This window comes from Streptomyces sp. Tu 3180 (genome assembly GCF_009852415.1).
GTDB lineage: Bacteria > Actinomycetota > Actinomycetes > Streptomycetales > Streptomycetaceae > Streptomyces.
The window spans coordinates 7,559,626-7,577,870 of the sequence record NZ_WOXS01000002.1; the positions used below are offsets into that span (position 1 = coordinate 7,559,626).

The 18,245-nt window shown below is 75.3% G+C and carries 19 protein-coding genes and 1 pseudogene; 12 read left to right on the forward strand and 8 right to left on the reverse strand.

Annotation, left to right across the window (positions count from 1 at the left end):
* Window positions 1–85 precede the first annotated feature (85 nt).
* Window positions 86–514 carry a VOC family protein gene (locus tag GL259_RS34290; protein WP_159537234.1) on the forward strand — a complete coding sequence of 143 codons (429 nt, stop codon included), beginning with the start codon at window positions 86–88 and terminating at the stop codon, window positions 512–514.
* A 177-nt stretch (window positions 515–691) separates the two neighbouring features.
* Window positions 692–1,117: a CBS domain-containing protein gene (locus GL259_RS34295; protein ID WP_159537236.1), complete on the forward strand. Its 426-nt coding sequence runs from the start codon at window positions 692–694 to the stop codon at window positions 1,115–1,117.
* 21 nt (window positions 1,118–1,138) lie between these two features.
* Here GL259_RS34295 and GL259_RS34300 read toward each other — a convergent pair whose 3' ends face one another.
* On the reverse strand, window positions 1,139–1,591 hold the full coding sequence (locus tag GL259_RS34300) for a YbhB/YbcL family Raf kinase inhibitor-like protein (protein ID WP_159537238.1): 453 nt from the start codon (window positions 1,589–1,591) through the stop codon (window positions 1,139–1,141).
* A 66-nt stretch (window positions 1,592–1,657) separates the two neighbouring features.
* A complete protein-coding gene (locus GL259_RS34305; RefSeq protein WP_159537240.1) occupies window positions 1,658–2,113 on the reverse strand; it encodes an archease in 456 nt (151 codons plus the stop codon).
* Between the two features lie 166 nt (window positions 2,114–2,279).
* On the opposite strand from GL259_RS34305, the gene GL259_RS34310 reads away from it, so the two are divergent.
* Window positions 2,280–2,927, forward strand: a complete 648-nt coding sequence (locus tag GL259_RS34310) for a phosphoribosyltransferase family protein (RefSeq protein ID WP_159537242.1) — start codon at window positions 2,280–2,282, stop codon at window positions 2,925–2,927.
* A 6-nt stretch (window positions 2,928–2,933) separates the two neighbouring features.
* On the opposite strand, the pseudogene GL259_RS34315 reads toward GL259_RS34310, so the two are convergent.
* Window positions 2,934–4,123: pseudogene (locus GL259_RS34315) on the reverse strand (CaiB/BaiF CoA-transferase family protein).
* Between the two features lie 79 nt (window positions 4,124–4,202).
* Window positions 4,203–4,439, reverse strand: a complete 237-nt coding sequence (locus GL259_RS34320) for a hypothetical protein (RefSeq protein WP_159537244.1) — start codon at window positions 4,437–4,439, stop codon at window positions 4,203–4,205.
* 123 nt (window positions 4,440–4,562) lie between these two features.
* Between GL259_RS34320 and GL259_RS34325 the strand changes: the two genes are divergently transcribed.
* Entirely contained in the window at window positions 4,563–5,468 is a 906-nt protein-coding gene (locus tag GL259_RS34325; protein WP_159537246.1) for a LysR family transcriptional regulator, read from the forward strand.
* A gap of 78 nt (window positions 5,469–5,546) precedes the next feature.
* On the opposite strand, the gene GL259_RS34330 is transcribed toward GL259_RS34325, so the two are convergent.
* Window positions 5,547–6,125: a TetR/AcrR family transcriptional regulator gene (locus GL259_RS34330; protein WP_159537248.1), complete on the reverse strand. Its 579-nt coding sequence runs from the start codon at window positions 6,123–6,125 to the stop codon at window positions 5,547–5,549.
* A gap of 263 nt (window positions 6,126–6,388) precedes the next feature.
* On the opposite strand from GL259_RS34330, the gene GL259_RS34335 reads away from it, so the two are divergent.
* Genes GL259_RS34335 through GL259_RS34350 form a run of 4 tightly spaced genes read left to right on the forward strand, consistent with a single transcriptional unit; the run spans window position 6,389 to window position 11,238 of the window.
* On the forward strand, window positions 6,389–6,946 hold the full coding sequence (locus GL259_RS34335; protein ID WP_159537250.1) for a 2Fe-2S iron-sulfur cluster-binding protein: 558 nt from the start codon (window positions 6,389–6,391) through the stop codon (window positions 6,944–6,946).
* A complete protein-coding gene (locus tag GL259_RS34340) occupies window positions 6,943–7,935 on the forward strand; it encodes a xanthine dehydrogenase family protein subunit M (RefSeq protein ID WP_159537252.1) in 993 nt (330 codons plus the stop codon). The genes GL259_RS34335 and GL259_RS34340 overlap by 4 nt, the downstream gene beginning before the upstream one ends.
* On the forward strand, window positions 7,932–10,067 hold the full coding sequence (locus tag GL259_RS34345; RefSeq protein ID WP_159537254.1) for a xanthine dehydrogenase family protein molybdopterin-binding subunit: 2,136 nt from the start codon (window positions 7,932–7,934) through the stop codon (window positions 10,065–10,067). The genes GL259_RS34340 and GL259_RS34345 overlap by 4 nt, the downstream gene beginning before the upstream one ends.
* Window positions 10,060–11,238, forward strand: a complete 1,179-nt coding sequence (locus GL259_RS34350) for an XdhC/CoxI family protein (protein ID WP_159537256.1) — start codon at window positions 10,060–10,062, stop codon at window positions 11,236–11,238. The genes GL259_RS34345 and GL259_RS34350 overlap by 8 nt, the downstream gene beginning before the upstream one ends.
* A 79-nt stretch (window positions 11,239–11,317) precedes the next feature.
* Here GL259_RS34350 and GL259_RS34355 read toward each other — a convergent pair whose 3' ends face one another.
* Window positions 11,318–11,881, reverse strand: a complete 564-nt coding sequence (locus GL259_RS34355; RefSeq protein ID WP_159537258.1) for an NADPH-dependent FMN reductase — start codon at window positions 11,879–11,881, stop codon at window positions 11,318–11,320.
* Between the two features lie 121 nt (window positions 11,882–12,002).
* Between GL259_RS34355 and GL259_RS34360 the strand changes: the two genes are divergently transcribed.
* Together GL259_RS34360 and GL259_RS34365 are read left to right on the forward strand one after the other, a co-directional pair.
* The gene (locus GL259_RS34360) at window positions 12,003–12,662 is read left to right on the forward strand and encodes a TetR/AcrR family transcriptional regulator (protein WP_159537260.1); all 660 of its coding nucleotides are present in this window, start codon (window positions 12,003–12,005) and stop codon (window positions 12,660–12,662) included.
* 165 nt (window positions 12,663–12,827) lie between these two features.
* Window positions 12,828–13,865 carry a LacI family DNA-binding transcriptional regulator gene (locus tag GL259_RS34365; protein WP_159537262.1) on the forward strand — a complete coding sequence of 346 codons (1,038 nt, stop codon included), beginning with the start codon at window positions 12,828–12,830 and terminating at the stop codon, window positions 13,863–13,865.
* A 15-nt stretch (window positions 13,866–13,880) separates the two neighbouring features.
* On the opposite strand, the gene trxA is transcribed toward GL259_RS34365, so the two are convergent.
* Entirely contained in the window at window positions 13,881–14,282 is a 402-nt protein-coding gene (gene trxA / locus GL259_RS34370; protein WP_159537264.1) for a thioredoxin, read from the reverse strand.
* A gap of 116 nt (window positions 14,283–14,398) precedes the next feature.
* On the opposite strand from trxA, the gene GL259_RS34375 reads away from it, so the two are divergent.
* On the forward strand, window positions 14,399–15,844 hold the full coding sequence (locus GL259_RS34375; protein ID WP_159537266.1) for an NAD(P)/FAD-dependent oxidoreductase: 1,446 nt from the start codon (window positions 14,399–14,401) through the stop codon (window positions 15,842–15,844).
* Between the two features lie 164 nt (window positions 15,845–16,008).
* On the opposite strand, the gene GL259_RS34380 is transcribed toward GL259_RS34375, so the two are convergent.
* Complete coding sequence (locus GL259_RS34380) at window positions 16,009–16,653, reverse strand: peptide deformylase (protein WP_159537268.1); 645 nt, start codon at window positions 16,651–16,653, stop codon at window positions 16,009–16,011.
* 139 nt (window positions 16,654–16,792) lie between these two features.
* On the opposite strand from GL259_RS34380, the gene GL259_RS34385 reads away from it, so the two are divergent.
* Window positions 16,793–18,196, forward strand: a complete 1,404-nt coding sequence (locus GL259_RS34385) for a PepSY-associated TM helix domain-containing protein (RefSeq protein ID WP_159537270.1) — start codon at window positions 16,793–16,795, stop codon at window positions 18,194–18,196.
* The last annotated feature ends 49 nt before the right edge of the window (window positions 18,197–18,245 follow it).

An 18,245-nucleotide genomic window follows, 5' to 3' on the forward strand; every position in this document is an offset into this window, starting at 1 on the left:
AGGCTCCGGCGTGCGGCATCGCGTGTCGGTCACCGGTCGGGTGAGGCATGGAGGCGCCGCGGATGCCCGTGGAGGCATTGACATCATGTCAGTCGAATTCGACCACACCATCGTTCTCGCCCGTGACCGCGAGAGGTCCGCCCGTTTCCTCGCGGAGGTCCTGGGCCTGGAGGTCGGCGAGCCGGCCGGGATGTTCCTGCCGGTGACGACCGCCAACGGCGTCACCCTGGACTTCGCGACCGTCGACGCCGACATCCCCGTGCAGCACTACGCGTTCCTCGTCTCCGAGGACGAGTTCGACGCGATCCTCGCCCGGCTCGTGGACGCCGGGATCCCCATCCAGGCCGATCCGCACGGACGGCACCCGCGCCGGATCAACCGCAACGACGGCGGACGCGGCGTGTACTTCAGGGATCCGGCCGGACACGGCCTCGAGGCCCTCACGCGGCCGTACGGCAGTGACCCGGCCTCACCGTTGAACGGCACGACGGAGGAGGTCCCCGGAGCGGTGTAGGCGGGGCCCGGTCCCGGAGACGGCCGGGGCGGGGCGCGACCCGTCCCGCCCCGGCCGGCCGGTCTCCGGCCGCGCGCCGGCACCGGGCACCGCCCGGCGGGCGGTTTACGCACCGCGCTGCGGGCTACGCGGCGGACACGGGGGAAGACCCGCCCGACCCGTTCCCGGGAGGTGCCCATGACCCGGCGGATACGGGACGTGATGTCACCGGACACCGCGTCCGTGGAGCCCATGACCACGGTGGCGCGGGCGGCGCGCCTGATGCGCGAGCGGGACGTCGGCGACGTGCTGGTGGCGTACGACTGCGACCTCTTCGGCGTGCTCACCGACCGCGACATCGTGCTGCGGGCCGTCGCGGAGGGGCACGACCCGGAGGCCACGACGGTCGGTTCCCTGTGCACGCGCCCGCCCCTGGTGACGCTCGCCCCCGAGGACACCACCGATCACGCCGTCGAGCTGATGCGGCGGTACGCCGTGCGCCGGCTCCCGGTCGTCGAACGCGGCGGATGCCCCGTCGGCGTGGTCAGCCTCGGCGACCTCGCCGCCACCGAGGACCCGCACTCCGCGCTGGCGGACATCAGCAGGGCGGCCCCGACCCACTGACGCCCGCCGGCCGCCGTGTGTTCAGCGCTGGTAGAGCCCCACCAGCGTGCCGCTGGCGATCTGCGCCCTGTCGACCGCCTCGTGCACCTGTTCCGCGCGGGGCGCGTCGGGCAGGACGCACGGTTCGGCGAGGGCGTAGAGCCGGAAGTAGTAGTGGTGCGCGTCGTCCCCCGGGGGAGGGTGCGGTCCGCCCCAGCCGCGCTCGCCGTAGCCGTTGACCAGCTCGGTCCCCCGCGGGGGGCTCTGTCCCGCCGCGACCCCGTCGCTGTGGGGGTCGATCCCCACCACGATCCAGTGCACGAAGGTGCCCGACGGCGCGTCGGGATCCTCGCACAACAGCACCAGCTCCGCCGCGTCGTCCGGCACCCCGTTCCAGGTCAGCGAGGGGGAGACGTTGGGCCCCTCGTACGCGTACCGGCGCGCGATGAAGGAGTGGTCGTTGAAGGCGTCACTGCCGATGTCGATGCCGCTCATGTGCCCCGGGGTACCCCAGGCGCCCCGCGGGCATGCGGCGTCCGCCGGGGCACCGGGGGGCGTCGCTCAGCCGTCCACCGTGACCGCGCAGGACCACCCGCACGGCCCCGGCCCGATCCGCAGTTCCTCCCAGGCCACGGCCGTCGGCAGGTCCCCGGTGACCCGCACGTCCGCCAGGCCGGCGACCGCCAGGCGCACGTCCAGCCCGCCCTCCGCCTCGTCCGCCTCCACGTCCACCGGAACCTGCCCGTGCACCTGGAGCCGGTACAGGATCTCGTCCAGCAGCGCGGCCAGCAGATCGTCGTCGCTGGCCTCGTCCAGCCGGATGCGGCCCACGCCGGTCGGCCGCACCCCGGAGACGTCGGCGAAACACTCCACCACCGCCGCCACGGCCTCCGCCAGGCAGTTCTCCCGGCTTCCCGCCCACGCCTCGATCCGGACGTCGTCCTCCTGCGGCACCGTCCGGTGCCCGCTGTCGCCCGGCCGCCGTACCTGCCCGTAGTCGCCCGTGTCACCGACCATGCATCCCGACTGCCCGACGACCGCGCACCCATGCCGCCCCGCTCCGGCGGACGGCGTACGCGGCGTGCTTCGACCGCCCGGGAGCGGGGTACGCGGGTGCCGGACCGGGTGCCGTCCGCGGCACCGCCGTCGGCGCCGTCCCCGGTGCGGAGGGAGGGCATCCGCCATGCGGTTCCGTGATCGCCGGCAAGCCGGCCGCGAACTGGCCGGACGGCTGCGGACGAGACAGGACGAGGGGGCCCTGCCCGACCCCGTTGTCCTGGCCCTGCCCCGCGGCGGTGTCGCCGTGGCACAGGAGGTCGCCCGGGCGCTGGACGCCCCGCTCGACGTCCTCGTCGTGCGGAAGGTCGGCGCCCCCCACCACGAGGAGTTCGGCGTCGGCGCCATGGCCGGCGACGGGGTGCCGCTGTTCGACGCGGACGCGCTGCGCCGGCTGGGCCTCGACGAGGCCGACCTCGCCCCCGTCGTCGAGCGCGAGCGCGGCGAACTGCGCCGCCGCGAACGGCTCTACCGCGCGGACCGGCCCGCTCCCGACCTCCGGGGGCGGACCGTGATCGTCGTCGACGACGGGCTGGCGACCGGCTCCACGGCCCGCGCCGCCCTGCGGTCCCTGCGGCGGCAGGAGCCCGCCCGGGTGGTGCTGGCCGTCCCGGTCTGCGCACCGGAGGGCGCCAGGCTGATGCGCGCCGAGGCCGACGAGGTGGTCTGCCTGCACGAGCCGGCCGCGTTCATGGCCGTGGGGCAGTGGTACGACGACTTCGGGCAACTGACGGACGAGGACGTGCTGGCGGCGCTGCACCAGCGGCAGGGGTAGCCGGGTTCAGACGACGGAGTCCGCGCGCAGCGCCTCGATGTCCTCGGGGAGTGGCCCAGTTCCGTCAGGATCGCCTCCGTGTGCTCGCCCACGGCCGGCACCGGGTCCATGCGCGCCGGCAGGCCGGCGAGGTCGGCGGGCGGCAGCAGCGCCTGGACGGTCGCGCCCGGCACCGCGACCTCGCGCCAGCGGTCGCGGGCGGCGAGGACCGGGTGGTCGAGGAACGCGGCGACGTCGTTGACCCCGGCGCAGGCGATGCCGATCGCCTCCAGCTCCCCGAGCAGCTCCTCGGCGCCGGAGCGGGCGAAGCGCTCGGCGATGATCGCGTTCAGCTCCTCCCGGTGGGCCACGCGGTCGGAACCCGTGGCGAAGCGCGGGTCGTCGGTCAGCTCGGGCCGGCCGAGGAACCCGGCGCACAGGGCCGCCCATTCACGCTCGTTCTGGACGGAGAACAGCACCTCGCGGCCGTCGGCGGCCCGGTAGGTCCCGTACGGGGCGATGGTGGCGTGCTGGGTGCCCAGACGCGGGGGCTGGCTGCCGCCGTAGCGGGTGTAGTAGGCGGGCTGGCCCATCCACTCGGCCAGCGCCTCGAACAGCGACACCTCCACCGGATGGGCCCTGCCGGTGGTCGCGCGGGTGTACAGGGCGGTGAGCACGCCGCTGTAGGCGTACATCCCGGCGGCGATGTCGGCGACGGAGATGCCGGTGCGCGCGGTCCCGTCCGCCGTCCCGGTCAGCGACACCAGGCCCGTCTGGCACTGCATCAGCAGGTCGTACGCCTTGCGGTCCGCCCAGGGCCCGGTCGTGCCGTAACCGGAGATCGTGCACGGGATCAGCCGCGGACAGCGGCGGGTGAGCTCCTCGGTGCCCAGGCCGAGGCGGTCGGCGGCGCCCGGCGCGAGGTTCTGCACGAACACGTCGGCGTCCTCGAGGAGCCGGTGCAGGATCGCGCGGCCCCGCGGATCCTTCAGGTCCAGCGTGAGGGACTCCTTGGAGCGGTTGATCCACACGAAGTAGCTGGAGTGGCCGTGGACGGTCGTGTCGTAGCGGCGGGCGAAGTCGCCCTCGCCCGGCCGCTCCACCTTGATCACGCGGGCGCCGAGATCGGCCAGCTGCCGGGTGGCGTAGGGCGCGGCCACCGCCTGCTCCAGGCTGACCACCGTGACCCCGGACAAGGGGTGTTTCTGCACGTCCACGCCTCCTGCCGGACCCCGGACCACCGGCCTCGATTAGTACGGCCGGGGCGGGCCGCCTGTCAACGGCCGCCCCGGCCGGTCACCGGTCCGCCCCGCTCCACGGGAGGCCGGCGGGCCCGCTGCGGGACACGATGCGGACGCCGCGGTCGTCGACGGCGCGGACCTGGAGCGAGCCGCACCCGCACCGGGTCCACACGGTGCTGCCCGCCGCGGTGCCGTGCCGGGAGACCACCCGGAACGGCTCGGCGTCGTCCGGCCACCCGCAGTACGGGCAGACGGCCCCGGTCGTGCCCGTGGCGCCGGTCGTGCTGGTCATGGTGACTCCTCGCCTGCTCGCGCGTCGGGTGCTCGTCGGTCGTCGCGACACGGCAAGGGTGCGCCGGAACCTCCGTGCACGTCCAGGTTGACTTCGTGGACGCCACCGTGAAGCGTGGGCTTCATGATTGACCTGCGCCGGCTGCACGTCCTCAGGGCGGTCGCCCGCTACGGCACGGTCACCGCGGCCGCCCGCGCCCTGCACTTCACCCCGTCCGCCGCCTCGCAGCAGATCCGCCGGCTCGCCCGCGACCTGGACGTCGAGCTGCTCGAGCCGCAGGGACGCGGGGTGCGGCTCACCCCGGCCGCCGAGAGCCTGCTCGCGCACGCCGACGCCATCCAGGCGCGCTGGGACCAGGCGGAACTGGACCTGCGGGCCGACCGCGGCGTCCCGGCCGGGCCGCTGCGCGTGACCGGGTTCCCGGTGGCGGTCTCGGTGCTGCTGGCACCCATGGCCGCCCGGCTGGGCGAGCGCCACCCGCGGTTGTCGGTGCGGATCGCCGAGGCCGGAGTGCAGCAGAGCTTCGACCTGCTCTTCGAAGGGGCCGCCGACCTGGCCGTCGTGGAGTCCACCCCGCACAACCCGCCGCTGGGCGACCCGCGGTTCGACCAGCGGCCGCTGCTGGACGACCCGTTCGACCTGGTGGTCCCGCGGGGACATCCCCTGGCCGGACGCGAGCGGATCGACCTCGCCGAGGCGGCGCGCGAGCCGTGGATCGCGCCGGTGCCGGAGAGCCCCTGCCGGCCGCACGTGATGTCCGCGTGCGGCGCGGCCGGATTCGCCCCGGACGTCGTCCACCACGCCCTCGACTGGAACGTCACCGCCCACCTCGTCGCCCACGGACTCGGCGTCGCCCTGATCCCGCGTCTCGCCCACCTGACCCCGCACCTGCCGATCACCCGCGTGCGCTGCGCCGGCGACCCGCACCGCAAGCTGCTGACCTGCACGCGCGGCGGCGGCCGCGCCCGGCCGGCGGTGGAGGCCGCGCTGCGGGAACTGCGGGAGCTGGCGCCGACGGCGGTCGCCTGAGGGCGGGGAGCGGGTCCGGGGCCACCGCCCGCGTGCCCCGCGCGGCCGGTGCGGGACGCCGCACGCGGTCCGCAGGGCCTACCGCCCGCGCGCCCCCGCGCGCAGCCCGTCCATGACGAGGTCCAGCAGCCGGGTGGCGCGCGGCTGCCAGTCCCCGTCCGGGTCGATCTGCCAGAGGCCGGCGATGGCGAGGTAGAAGTCGTCCACGCTCACCCCCGGACGGATGGATCCGGCCTCCTCGCAGGCGCGCAGCAGGAGTTCGGCCGCCTCGGTCACCTCGTTGTGTCCCGGTTTCGCCGGGCTCCCCGGTCCGCTGGTGGCCTGCCGGATGGCGTCGGCCAGCCCGGCCTTGGCCATGGCGAACCGGGCCAGCCGGTCCATCCACTCGCGCAGGGCCCGGTCGGGCTCCCGGGTGGCCAGCAACCGGGCCGCGCTCTCGGCGACCTGCCGCATCTCGTGCCGGTAGACCTCCAGGACGAGCGCCTCGCGGCTGGGGAAGTTCCGGTAGAACGTCCCCTGTCCGACGCACGCCTTCTTGGCGATCACGCTCAGCGGGGTGTCCGCCGAGCGCGTGAGTTCGGCCAGGGCCACGTCCAGGATGCGCTCGCGGTTGCGCTGCGCGTCCGAACGCAGGGGCGCGTCCTTCTTCTCCCGCACGCGTGACTCCTCCCGGGCCGTGGCCGAAACCCGTTCTTGTTAACCGGACAGCTGTCCACTAACTTCTCCGGTAGTGGACAGCTGTCCGCTTCGGCTCATCGTATCGGCGGGCCCGCGCGACCGGCGCTCCGGCCCTGCGCACTCCCGCATGGACGCATGGTTCCCGAGCCGCGCTCGTCCCGTACAGCCCCCCGCGTCACCGACCCGCCCGCCGTCCGGAAGGCCGTCCCGACACGCCCCGGATCCGCGAAGGAAGGCTGCTCATGGCCCCCTCGACGTCCAGCACCGTCACCCTGGACATCAACGGCGAGAAGCACACGCTGTCCGTCGACCACCGCACCACCCTGCTCGACGCCCTGCGCGAGCGACTCGATCTGACCGGCACCAAGAAAGGCTGCGACCAGGGACAGTGCGGAGCCTGCACGGTCCTGGTCGACGGCCGCCGCACCGTCTCCTGCCTCCAACTGGCCGTCGCGGCCGAGGAACGGGAGATCACCACCGTGGAGGGCATGGCCCGGGGAGACCGGCTGCACCCGGTGCAGCAGGCCTTCCTCGACCTGGACGGCTTCCAGTGCGGCTACTGCACGCCCGGCCAGATCTGTTCGGCCGTCGCCGTCATCGAGGAGCACGCCGCGGGCTGGCCCAGCGCCGCCACCGAGGACGTACGGCCCGAAACGGGGCCGCCGCCCCTGACCCCCGAGGAGATCAAGGAACGCATGAGTGGCAACCTGTGCCGCTGCGGCGCCTACGCGCAGATCGCCGAAGCGGTCGCCCGCGCGGCCGCCGTGACCCGGGCCGGGACCGAGGAGGCCGCCGCGTGAGGGAGTTCGACTACCGGCGCGCCGACGACGTCCCCGGCGCCGTGGCGCTGCTCGGCGCCGACCCGGACGCCCGCTACCTCGGCGGCGGCACCAACCTCGTCGACCTGATGAAGACCGGCGTCGAGCGCCCCGCGCGGCTCGTCGACGTCCGCCGGCTCCCGCTGGACCGGATCGAGCCGGCCGACGACGGCGGGCTGCGCATCGGCGCCACCGTCACCAACAGCGACCTCGCCGCGCACCCCGAGGTCCGCCGCCGCTACCCGGCCCTGGCCCAGGCGGTGCTCGCCGGCGCCTCCGGGCAGCTGCGCAACATGGCGACCGTCGGCGGCAACCTGCTCCAGCGCACCCGCTGCGGCTACTTCGCCGACGTGACCCAGCCCTGCAACAAGCGTGCGCCCGGCAGCGGTTGCCCCGCCGTCGCCGGTGAGCACCACAACCACGCCGTCCTGGGAGCCTCCGACCACTGCGTGGCCGTCCACCCGTCCGACATGGGCGTGGCGCTGGCCGCCTTCGACGCGGTCGTCTCGTACGAGACGGCCGACGGCCCCGGGGAGTTGCCGCTCGACGGCTTCTACCTGCCGGTGGGCGACACCCCGCACCGCGAGACCGCCCTGCCGCCCGGCGCGCTCGTCACCGGCGTCACCCTGCCGCCCGCGCCGGTCGCCGCCCGCTCCCGGTACCGCAAGGTCCGCGAACGCGCCTCGTACGCCTTCGCGATCGGCTCGGTCGCCGCCGCCCTCGACGTCCGCGACGGGGTCGTGCGCGAGGCGCGCCTGGCCTTCGGCGCGGTGGCGTCCCGGCCGTGGCGGGCCCGGGCGGCCGAACGCGTCCTGACCGGGGCCCCGGCCGGCGAGGAGCGCTTCGCCGCGGCCGCGGACGCCGAACTGGCGGCGGCCAGGCCGCTGCCCGACAACGGATACAAGGTGACCCTCATGCGCAACCTCGTGGTGGCCGTGCTGTCCGAACTCGCCGAGGAGGCCGCCCGATGACCACCGCCGCCACGACCGGCCGTACGGCGCCGGCCGGCGCCGTCGGCACCGCGCACACCCGGGTGGAGGGCCGCGACAAGGTCACCGGGGCCGCCCGCTACGCCGGCGACATACCCTTCGCGGACCTCGCCCACGGCCGGCTGGTGCTGTCCACCGTCGCCCGCGGCCGGATCCGCTCCGTCGAGACCGCCGGCGCGCTCGGCATGCCGGGCGTGCTCGCCGTCCTGCACCACGGGAACGCCCCGCGCGTCGACACCGACTACATCGGCCTGCTGGGCGTCCCGCCGGACCCGACCGCGGCCCTCTTCCAGCACGACCGGATCCCGTACTCCGGGTGGCCCGTCGCGCTGGTCGTCGCCGAGACGCCCGAACAGGCCAGGGAGGCCGCCGAGGCGCTCGTCGTCACCTACGAGCGGCAGCCGCACGACATCGCGTTCCACGCGGGCCGCCCGGACGCGTACCCGGCGGACGGGCACATGCCCGCCGCCACGGAGAAGGGCGACCTGGAGGCCGAACTCGCCGCCTCGGCCCACGTGGTGGACGCGGAGTACACCACGCCCGAGGAACACCACGCCATGATGGAGCCGCACGCGGCGGCCGCCCGGTGGGACGGCGGACGGCTCGAGGTCGTCGACTCCAACCAGGGCACCACCTGGATCGCCGACGAGCTCGTCAAGATGTTCTCCCTCGAACCGTCCGCCGTGCGGGTGCGCTCCGAGCACGTCGGCGGCGGCTTCGGCAGCAAGGGCCTGCGGGCCCACCAGGTGGCCGCCGTGATGGCCGCGACCGTCCTGCAGCGCCCGGTGCGCGTCGTGCTGACCCGTCGTCAGATGTTCTCGCTCACCGGCTACCGCAGCCCCACCGCCCAGCGGGTCCGGCTCGGTGCCGACGCCGACGGGCGGCTGCGCGCCCTGGAGCACCGCTCGCTCAACCAGACGTCCACGGTGTGGGAGTTCGTCGAACCGGGCGCCGGGCCGGCCCGGGTGATGTACGACGCCGCCGCCCACCGCACGGTGAACGAGGTCGTGCGGCTGGACGTGCCGTCCCCGACGTGGATGCGCGGGCCGGGCGAGGCGCCGGGGTCGTTCGCGCTGGAGGCGGCGCTCGACGAGCTGGCCGAGCGGTGCGGCCTCGACCCGATCGAGCTGAGGCTGCGCAACGACGCCGAGCGCGGCCCGGTCTCCGGGCTGCCGTTCGCCGGCCGCAACCTCGCCGCCTGCTTCCGGGAGGGCGCCCGCCGCTTCGGCTGGGCCGGCCGGGACCCGCGCCCCGGCGTGCGCCGCGAGGGGCGCTGGCTGCTGGGCACGGGCACGGCCGCCGCCTCCTTCCCCGCGGGTGCCCTGCCGTCGACGGCCGCGGTGACCGCGGAGGCGGACGGCACCTTCACCGTGCGGATCGCGGCGGCCGACATCGGCACCGGGGCCCGTACCGCGCTCACCCTGGTCGCCGCCGACGCGCTGCGGGTGGCGCCCGCCCTGGTCCGGGTGCGGATCGGCGACAGCGACTTCGGCCCGGCGGGGATCGCGGGCGGCTCCATGGGCACCCGTTCCTGGGCCTGGGCGGTCACGGCCGCCGCCGGGGAACTGCGGGACCGGCTCGTCCCGGGAGGCACCGTGCCGCCGGAGGGCATCACGGCGCGCTCCGACACCACCGCCGCCGTCGGCGCCCTCGCGCAGAAGGAGCGGCACTCCTTCGGGGCGCAGTTCGCCGAGGTCGCCGTGGACGTCACCACCGGCGAGGTGCGGGTGCGCCGGATGCTGGGGATCTTCGCGGCGGGCCGGATCGTCAACCCGCTCACCGCGCGCGGCCAGCTCGTCGGCGGCATGATCTGGGGCCTCTCCATGGCCCTGCACGAGGAGGCGGTCCGCGACGGCGCCTCGGGCGGCCTCTACGGGTCCGACCTGGCCGGCTACCACGTCGCGACCCACGCCGACGTGCCGGAGATCGAGGCGGACTGGGTGGACGACGAGGACCCCGAGGACCCGGTCGGCATCAAGGGCATCGGCGAGGTCGGCATCGTGGGCGCCGCCGCGGCCGTCGCCAACGCGGTCTGGCACGCCACCGGCGTGCGCCACCGCAGCCTGCCCATCCGCCCGGACCGGGTGCTGCGGGCGGGAGGACCGCGTGTTTGACATCGCCGGCGAGCTGCACGGCTGGCTGGCCGAGGACCGGGAGTTCGCCGTGGCGACGGTGGTGTCCGTGAGCGGCAGCGCCCCGCGCGGCCCCGGCGCCGCCCTCGCCGTCGACAGCGAGGGCACGGCGATCGGCTCCGTCTCCGGGGGCTGCGTCGAGGGTGCCGTGTACGAGCTGTGCTTGCAGGCGCTCGAGGACGGCGAGATCCACGTCGAACGGTTCGGCTACAGCGACGAGGACGCCTTCGCGGTCGGCCTGACCTGCGGCGGGGTCGTCGAGATCATGGTGACCCCGGTCGGCGCGCGGGCCCCCGTCCGGCCGGTGCTGCGGGCGGCGCTGTCGGCGGTCGTCCGGGGCGAGCCGGGGGCACTCGCCCGGGTCGTCGAGGGCCCGGCCGAACTCCTCGGCGGCGCTCTTCTCGTACGTCCGGACGGGTCGTACGAGGGCGGGCTCGGCGGGCCCGCGGAGCTGGACCGGACGGTGGCCGAGGAGACCGGGGCCCTGCTGGACGCGGGGCGCACCGGCACGGTCGCCCTCGCGCCGGGCGGAGCGGGACGGGGACTGCCCCGGGCGGAGTCCGGGACAGGGGCGTACTGCCCCGACGGTCTGACGCTGCTGGTGGAGTCGTCGGTGCCGCCGCCCCGCATGATCGTCTTCGGTGCGATCGACTTCGCGGCGGCCCTGGTGCGGGCGGGCGGGTTCCTCGGCTACCGCGTCACCGTCTGCGACGCCCGCCCGGTCTTCGCCACCCGGGCCCGGTTCCCGGAGGCCGACGAGATCGTGGTCGACTGGCCGCACCGCTATCTGCGCCGCACCGCGACCGACGCGCGCACGGTGCTGTGCGTGCTCACCCACGACCCGAAGTTCGACGTCCCCCTGCTGAAGGAGGCGCTGGGCAGGCCGGTGGCGTTCGTGGGGGCGATGGGCTCGCGCCGCACCCACGCCGACCGGGAGCGGCGGCTGCGCGAGGCGGGCGTGGGGGAGCGGGAGCTGGCCCGGCTCAGGTCCCCGATCGGCCTCGACCTCGGCGCCCGTACGCCGGAGGAGACCGCCCTGTCCATCGCGGCGGAGATCGTCGCGGCCCGCCGGGGAGGCACGGGCGTGCCCCTGACCGGCTCGGGCGTGCCGATCCACCGCGACGCCGGGCGGAGGGTGGCGGGGGCCGCCTGAGCACCGGGCGCGCGCACGGCGATGGGGCCGGAGCCGTCCTGGCTCCGGCCCCATCGGGCAACGGGTGCGCCGGCCGTGATCAGGCCGCGGCCGACTCCGCGGCGTGGCCGCCCAGACGGGTGATGACCTCGGTCAGCTGCTCGACGACCTCGGTGTCGTCCGCCGGGTGGACCTCGGCGAAACGGGTCACGGAGCCCGGGATGGAGAGCTTGACGTCCTCGATCACCTTCCCGCCCGCGATGCCCACGGCCTTGCGGGCGTCGTCGTGCGCCCAGACGCCGCCGTACTGCCCGAAGGCGGTGCCGATCACGACGACCGGCTTGCCGCTGATGGCACCGGCGCCGTAGGGGCGGGACAGCCAGTCGATGGCGTTCTTCAGGACGGCCGGCATCGTGCCGTTGTACTCGGGCGTGAAGAGCAGCAGCGCGTCGGCGCCGGCGGCGGCCTCGCGCAGCCGGGCGGCGGCGGCCGGGACGCTGCCCTCGACGTCGATGTCCTCGTTGTAGAAGGGGATCTCCGCGAGCCCCTCGTAGAGGGCCACCTCGGAGCCTTCCGGGGAGAGCTTGACCGCGGCCTCGGCGAGCTGGCGGTTGTGCGAACCGGCGCGGAGGCTGCCGACGAGGGCGAGGATGCGAACAGACACGACGAACTCCAGGGGAGGGGGAAAGCACTGCGTCAACGATCCGGACCGAGGTCCGTTTCTCTGTTGTAGCAGACTAACCGGACCGCGGTCCATTTTCTTCCCGATGCTTTACGCTGTCTTCATGTCCGCAGTCCCGCCGCCCGCCCCGACGCCCCAGGAGTCCGTCGAACCGCAGGAGTTGCCCCAGCTCGGCCTCGACGTCGACGAGCCCTGCCTGCGCGCCGACGCCGCGCGCAACCGGGCCCGGCTGCTGGAGGCCGCCGCACTGCTCGTGGCCGAGCGCGGCGCGGACGGCGTCACCATGGAGGCGGTGGCGTCCGCGGCCCGCGTGGGCAAGGGCACGGTCTTCCGCCGCTTCGGCGACCGCACCGGTCTCCTCACGGCGCTGCTCGACCAGTCCGAGAAGAAGTTCCAGGCCGCCTTCCTCACCGGGCCCCCGCCGCTGGGGCCGGGCGCGCCGCCCGCGGAGCGGCTGCGGGCCTTCGGCCTCGCCATGCTCCGCCGGAGCGCCGACGAGCTGGAGCTGCAGCTGGCGGCCGAACCGGATGCCGGCCGCCGCTTCACCGCCCCGCCCCGCCGTGTGCTGCGCCACCACGTCGTCCTGCTGCTGCGCGAGGCGGTGCCGGACGCGGACTGCGAGCTCCTCGCCCACACCCTGCTGGCCCAGCTCGACCCCGCTCTGATCCACCACCTGACCCGGCAGTGCGGCATGCCGCCGGAGCGGCTGGAATCGGCGTGGGTGGACCTGGTCGACCGGGTGACGGGCCGGACGGCCGGGTGACGGGCCGGACGCCCTCCTGCCGGCCCGGAGCTCTTCCGTAGGCCTGGGCTCCCCAGCCGGCCCGGTGCCCGGCGGAGGCCCCGGAGCGGGGCGACGGCCGCCGTGGGACCCTCAACTCACCCGGCCGACAGGCTCGTTGCCCCTTCTGCAAGGATGCGGTACGTCATGGTGCAGATATCGAAAACGCCCCCGCCCGCATCCCCCGCACCGACGCGCTCCGTTCCCACGAGCGCCGATGTGGCCCGCCTGGCCGGCGTCTCGCGCGCGACCGTCTCCTACGTCCTGAACAACGCCGGTGCCGTCCGGATCAGCGAACCCACCCGGCGCCGGGTCCGCGAGGCCGCGAGAGAACTCGGGTACGTGCCGCACGCGGCCGCCCGCAGCCTGCGCGCCGGGCACAGCCGCATGGTGCTGATGCCCGCGCCGGCCTTCCCCGTCGGCCCGCTCTACAGCCGGTTCATCAACGACCTCCAGGAGGCGCTCGCCCGCCTCGACTACACGGTCGTGCAGCACGGCACCGTCGGCCCGCAGGACGACGAGGCCGCCCGTGCCTGGGCCGAACTGCGGCCCGTGGCGGTCCTGGTCCCCGGGTCCGGACTCGGCCCGCGGGGCGTCGAGGTGCTCAAACGCTCCGGGGCGCGGGCCGTCGTCACCCTCGGTCCCGAGTCCGTCGAGGGCGCGCACGCCCTGCTCATGGACCACGACGTCGTCGGGTACAGCGCGGGCGCCCACCTCTTCGACCGGGGCCGGCGCCGGATCGGCGTCGTCGTCCCGCGGGAGCCCGGCCTGGAGGCGTTCTCCGCGCCCCGCCTGGCCGGGGTGCGCGAGGCCCTGCGCGGTACGGACGCCACGGTCACCGAGCTGCCCCTCGCCCACGACGAGGACGCCGCCGCGCGGCTCGCCGCCCGCTGGCGCGCCCTCGGCCTCGACGCCGTGTTCACGTACAACGACGAGTACGCGATGCTCCTGATGCGCGCACTCCAGGACGAGGGCGTCCGCATCCCCGAGGAGACCGCCGTGATCGGTGCCGACGACCTGATGCTGGGCCGGTTGCTGCGGCCCCGGCTGAGCACCGTGCACCTGGAGCTGCCGTCCGGCCGTGAGCTCGCCGAGCTGGTCGACCGCACGGTGCGCGACCCGGTCGCCGCGCCCGAGGCGCACAAGGTGCTGGGCGCGTCGGTGGTGCGGCGCGAGTCCAGCTGACGGCGGGGGAGGCGACTACTCGCCCTGGCCCGGGGCCCGGCCCTGCTCCTGCTGTGCCTGCTGCTCGGCGATCTGCTTGCGGACCTCGTCCATGTCCAGCTTGCGGGCCTGTCCGATGACGTCCGTCAGAGCGGCCTCGGGCAGGGCGCCCGGCTGGGCGAAGACGGCGACCTGGTCGCGGACGATCATCAGCGTCGGGATCGACTGGATGCCGAAGGCCGCGGCCAGCTCCGGCTGCGCCTCGGTGTCCACCTTGCCGAACACCAGGTCCGGGTTCTCCTCCGCCGCCTTCTCGTACACCGGCGCGAACTGACGGCACGGACCGCACCAGGCCGCCCAGAAGTCGATCAGGACGAACGCGTTGTCCGTGACCGTCTGGTCGAAGTTCTCCTTGGTGAGCTCCACGGTGCTGCTCATGGCGTGTTCCCTCTTCCTGGTGTCGGGTCGGCCGTCGGCACAACACGGCCGACCGGTCACGTATTCCGCGCCCTACCCATGTGGCCACCTCGCACACCACCCACCAGACTGACGCCATGACGGAAACGCAATCGACGCAGACGGAATCCATCGCTTACGACGTCGTGGTGCTCGGAGCCGGCCCCGTGGGGGAGAACGTCGCCGACCGCACCCGCGCCGCCGGGCTCACCACCGCGGTCGTGGAGAGCGAGCTGGTGGGCGGCGAGTGCTCCTACTGGGCCTGCATGCCCAGCAAGGCCCTGCTGCGTCCGGTGATCGCCCGGGCCGACGCCCGCCGCGTCCCCGGCCTGAGCCGGTCGGTCCAGGGCCCCCTGGACGCCGCCGCGGTGCTCGGCCACCGCGACTTCTACACCTCCCACTGGAAGGACGACGGCCAGGTCCGGTGGCTGGAGGGCATCGGAGCCGACCTCCACCGCGGCCACGGACGGATCACCGGCCCGCGCACCGTCACCGTCACCGGCCCCGACGGCGGCCGGCACGTCCTCACCGCCCGGCACGCCGTCGCCGTCTGCACCGGCAGCCGCGCCCAGCTGCCCGACCTGCCCGGACTCTCCGAGGTCAGGCCGTGGACCAGCCGGGAGGCCACCAGCGCCCGGTCCGTGCCCGGCCGGCTGGTCGTGGTCGGCGGCGGTGTGGTCGCCACCGAGATGGCCACCGCCTGGCAGGCGCTCGGCTCGCGGGTCACGGTCCTCGTGCGCGGCGGCGGTCTGCTGTCCCGCATGGAGCCCTTCGCCGGGGAACTGGTCGCCGAGGCCCTCACCGAGGCGGGCGCGGACATCCGCACCGGCACCTCGGTGAAGTCGGTGACCCGGGAGAACGGCACCGTCCTGGTCGTCACCGACGCCGGTGACCGGATCGAGGCCGACGAGATCCTCTTCGCCACCGGCCGCGCGCCGCGCACCGACGACATCGGGCTGGAGAGCGTCGGCATCAAGCCCGGCGTGTGGCTCGGCGTGGACGACAGCCTGCGGGTGAGCGGCCACGACTGGCTGTACGCCGTCGGCGACGTCAACCACCGGGCCCTGCTCACCCACCAGGGCAAGTACCAGGCCCGGATCGCGGGCGCCGCCATCGCCGCCCGCGCCACCGGTGGACCCGCGCTCACGGAGGACTGGGGCGCGCACGCCGCCACCGCCGACCACGCCGCCGTCCCGCAGGTCGTCTTCACCGACCCGGAGGTGGCCGCCGTCGGTCTCTCGCTGGCCGAGGCGGAACAGGAGGGCCACCGCGTCCGCGCCGTCGACGTCGACCTGTCCTCGGTCGCCGGCGCCGGTCTGTACGCCGACGGCTACAAGGGCCGCGCCCGCATGGTCGTCGACCTCGAGGACGAGATCCTGCGCGGCGTCACCCTCGTCGGCCCCGGCGTCGGCGAGCTCATCCACTCGGCGACCGTCGCGGTGGCCGCCGAGGTCCCCGTCGGCCGCCTGTGGCACGCGGTCCCGTCGTACCCGACGATCAGCGAGGTGTGGCTGCGCCTGCTGGAGGCGTACCGGGACGCCTGAGCCAGGTCCGGGGGAGGCGGGGGCCGCACGCGGGCCGGGGAGGAAGCCGCTCGCGGGTGCTCCTCGCCCCGCGGGGTCCCGCCCGCCCCGCCGGTCCGGCCCCGGTCCGGCCGCGCGTCCCGGACAGCGGCCGCCCGGCGTCACCGCGACGATCCCCCCACGCCCTACGGCAGTTCGAACCCCAGCGCCCGCGCCGCCCGTTCCGGCGTCGGCTGCGACCAGCGCTCCACCACGGCCTGATGGGACGACAGCGACCGCGGCTCGGCGCGGTCGAGGTAGAGCGTGCCGTCGAGGTGGTCCGTCTCGTGCTGCACGATCCGCGCGGGCCACCCGGTGAACACCTCGTCCAGCGGCCGCCCGTGCTCGTCCTGCCCTCTCAGCCGCACCTCGGCGTGCCGCGCCACCACCGCCTGGTACCCCGGCACGCTGAGACAGCCCTCGAAGAAGGCGGCCCGCCCCGCTCCGGCCGGCTCGTACGACGGATTCACCAGCACCCGGAACGGCTGCGGCACCCGCCCGCGCGCCAGCCGCACCTCCTCCGGGACGGGCGCCGGATCCTCGATCACCGCGATCCGCAGACCCACCCCGACCTGCGGCGCGGCCAGTCCCACCCCCGGCGCCGCGCGCATGGTGACCCGCAGCGCCTCGACGAACCGGGCCAGCAGCGCCGGCTCCAGCTGGCCGTCGAACGGCTCGGCACCGCGCCGCAGGACCGGGTCACCGGCCGCGACGACGGGCAACGGCCCCCGGACGGCGAGCAGTTCCTCGACCCGCTCGGCCGGCGGCACCTGATCGTACGCAGTTCCCATCGCGCCAGGATGTCACGCCGCCACCGAGCCCCCGGCCCGCCGGGTGACGCACGTCACAACCGCTTCCCGGGAACCCGGCGCCCCGCCGCCCCGACTACTGCACCACCACCGCCAACTTCCCCCCGGGAGAAGCCGACCGATGACCACCGCTCCCTCGACCACCACGGACGAGGTCCCCCCGCCCCCCGCCCCCGCGCCCGCCGCAAGCACGTGGGCCGCCCTGCGCCCCCTGATCCTGCGCCTGCACTTCTACGCGGGGGTGCTGGTGGCCCCGTTCCTGCTCGTCGCCGCCCTCACCGGTCTGCTGTACGCCGCCTCCTTCCAGGCCGAGGAGATCGTCTACGACCACGAACTGACCGTCCCCGTCGGCGACCGCAAGCTGCCCGTCGCCGAGCAGGTGGCCGCCGCCCGCGCGGCCCACCCGGAGGGCACGGTCGCCGCCGTGCGCCCCTCACCCGGGGCGGACGCCACGACCAGGGTGATGCTGTCCGGAGTGCCGGGTGTGGATCCCGGCCACACGCTCGCCGTCTTCGTCGACCCGTACACCGCGAAGGTGCGCGGTGCGCTGGAACAGTACGGCTCCACCGGCGCGTTGCCCCTGCGCACCTGGATCGACGAGTTCCACCGCGATCTGCACCTGGGGCAGACGGGCCGCCTCTACAGCGAGTTCGCGGCCAGCTGGCTGTGGGTGATCACGGGCGGCGGACTGGCGCTGTGGCTCTCCCGGCGCCGCGCCCAGCGCAGGGTGCGCGGCACCGGGGGACGGCGCCGCACCCTCGGCCTGCACGGCGGCGTCGGCGTCTGGGCCGCGGCCGGCTTCCTCTTCCTCTCGGCCACGGGTCTGACGTGGTCCACCTACGCCGGCGCCGGCATCGACGACCTGCGCGCCTCGCTCGGCCAGCAGACCCCGTCGCTGTCGGCCGCGGCGGGCGGCGAGCACGCGGGCCACGACACGGCCGGCGGCACGGCGGGCGACGCGGCCCACGGGGTCGGCCTGGACAGGGTCCTCGCGGCGGCGCGGGCCGAGGGGCTGGGTGATCCGGTGGAGATCGTGCCGCCGGCCGGCGCCGGGTCCGCGTACGTCGTGAAGCAGGTGCAGCGCAGCTGGCCCGAGAAGCAGGACGCGGCCGCCGTCGACCCGGCCACCGGGGAGGTCACCGACGTCCTGCGGTTCGCGGACTACCCGGTGCTCGCGAAACTCACCCGCTGGGGCATCGACCTCCACACCGGCAACCTGTTCGGCCTGGTCAACCAGATCGCGCTGATGGCCCTCGCCCTCGCCCTGATCCTGCTGATCCTGTGGGGCTACCGCATGTGGTGGCAGCGCGGGCGCGGCTCCTCCTTCGGACGGCCGATCCCCCGGGGAGCCTGGCAGCAGGTGCCGCCGTACGTCCTCGTCCCGCTGCTGGCGGTGATCGCCGTGCTGGGCTGCTTCGTGCCGCTGCTCGGGATCCCGCTGGCGGCGTTCCTCGCCGTCGACGTCGTGCTCGGGGAGATCGCGCACCGGCGCGGGCGCCGGACGTACGCAGCGGGACGACCGTGACACCGGCGCCGCGGCACGAGCCGCGGTCATGACGGTGCCCGGCCCCCGA

Bases quoted from the DNA above. Each gene is read 5' to 3' on its own strand.
- GL259_RS34365 (WP_159537262.1), top strand. From the start codon at position 12,828: ATGGTGCAGATATCGAAAACGCCCCCGCCCGCATCCCCCGCACCGACG.
- GL259_RS34295 (WP_159537236.1), top strand. From the start codon at position 692: ATGACCCGGCGGATACGGGACGTGATGTCACCGGACACCGCGTCCGTG.
- GL259_RS34335 (WP_159537250.1), top strand. From the start codon at position 6,389: ATGGCCCCCTCGACGTCCAGCACCGTCACCCTGGACATCAACGGCGAG.
- GL259_RS34290 (WP_159537234.1), top strand. From the start codon at position 86: ATGTCAGTCGAATTCGACCACACCATCGTTCTCGCCCGTGACCGCGAG.
- GL259_RS34380 (WP_159537268.1), bottom strand. From the start codon at position 16,653: ATGGGAACTGCGTACGATCAGGTGCCGCCGGCCGAGCGGGTCGAGGAA.
- GL259_RS34305 (WP_159537240.1), bottom strand. From the start codon at position 2,113: ATGGTCGGTGACACGGGCGACTACGGGCAGGTACGGCGGCCGGGCGAC.
- GL259_RS34325 (WP_159537246.1), top strand. From the start codon at position 4,563: ATGATTGACCTGCGCCGGCTGCACGTCCTCAGGGCGGTCGCCCGCTAC.
- GL259_RS34375 (WP_159537266.1), top strand. From the start codon at position 14,399: ATGACGGAAACGCAATCGACGCAGACGGAATCCATCGCTTACGACGTC.
- GL259_RS34385 (WP_159537270.1), top strand. From the start codon at position 16,793: ATGACCACCGCTCCCTCGACCACCACGGACGAGGTCCCCCCGCCCCCC.
- GL259_RS34310 (WP_159537242.1), top strand. From the start codon at position 2,280: ATGCGGTTCCGTGATCGCCGGCAAGCCGGCCGCGAACTGGCCGGACGG.
- GL259_RS34320 (WP_159537244.1), bottom strand. From the start codon at position 4,439: ATGACCAGCACGACCGGCGCCACGGGCACGACCGGGGCCGTCTGCCCG.
- GL259_RS34360 (WP_159537260.1), top strand. From the start codon at position 12,003: ATGTCCGCAGTCCCGCCGCCCGCCCCGACGCCCCAGGAGTCCGTCGAA.
- GL259_RS34300 (WP_159537238.1), bottom strand. From the start codon at position 1,591: ATGAGCGGCATCGACATCGGCAGTGACGCCTTCAACGACCACTCCTTC.
- trxA (WP_159537264.1), bottom strand. From the start codon at position 14,282: ATGAGCAGCACCGTGGAGCTCACCAAGGAGAACTTCGACCAGACGGTC.
- GL259_RS34345 (WP_159537254.1), top strand. From the start codon at position 7,932: ATGACCACCGCCGCCACGACCGGCCGTACGGCGCCGGCCGGCGCCGTC.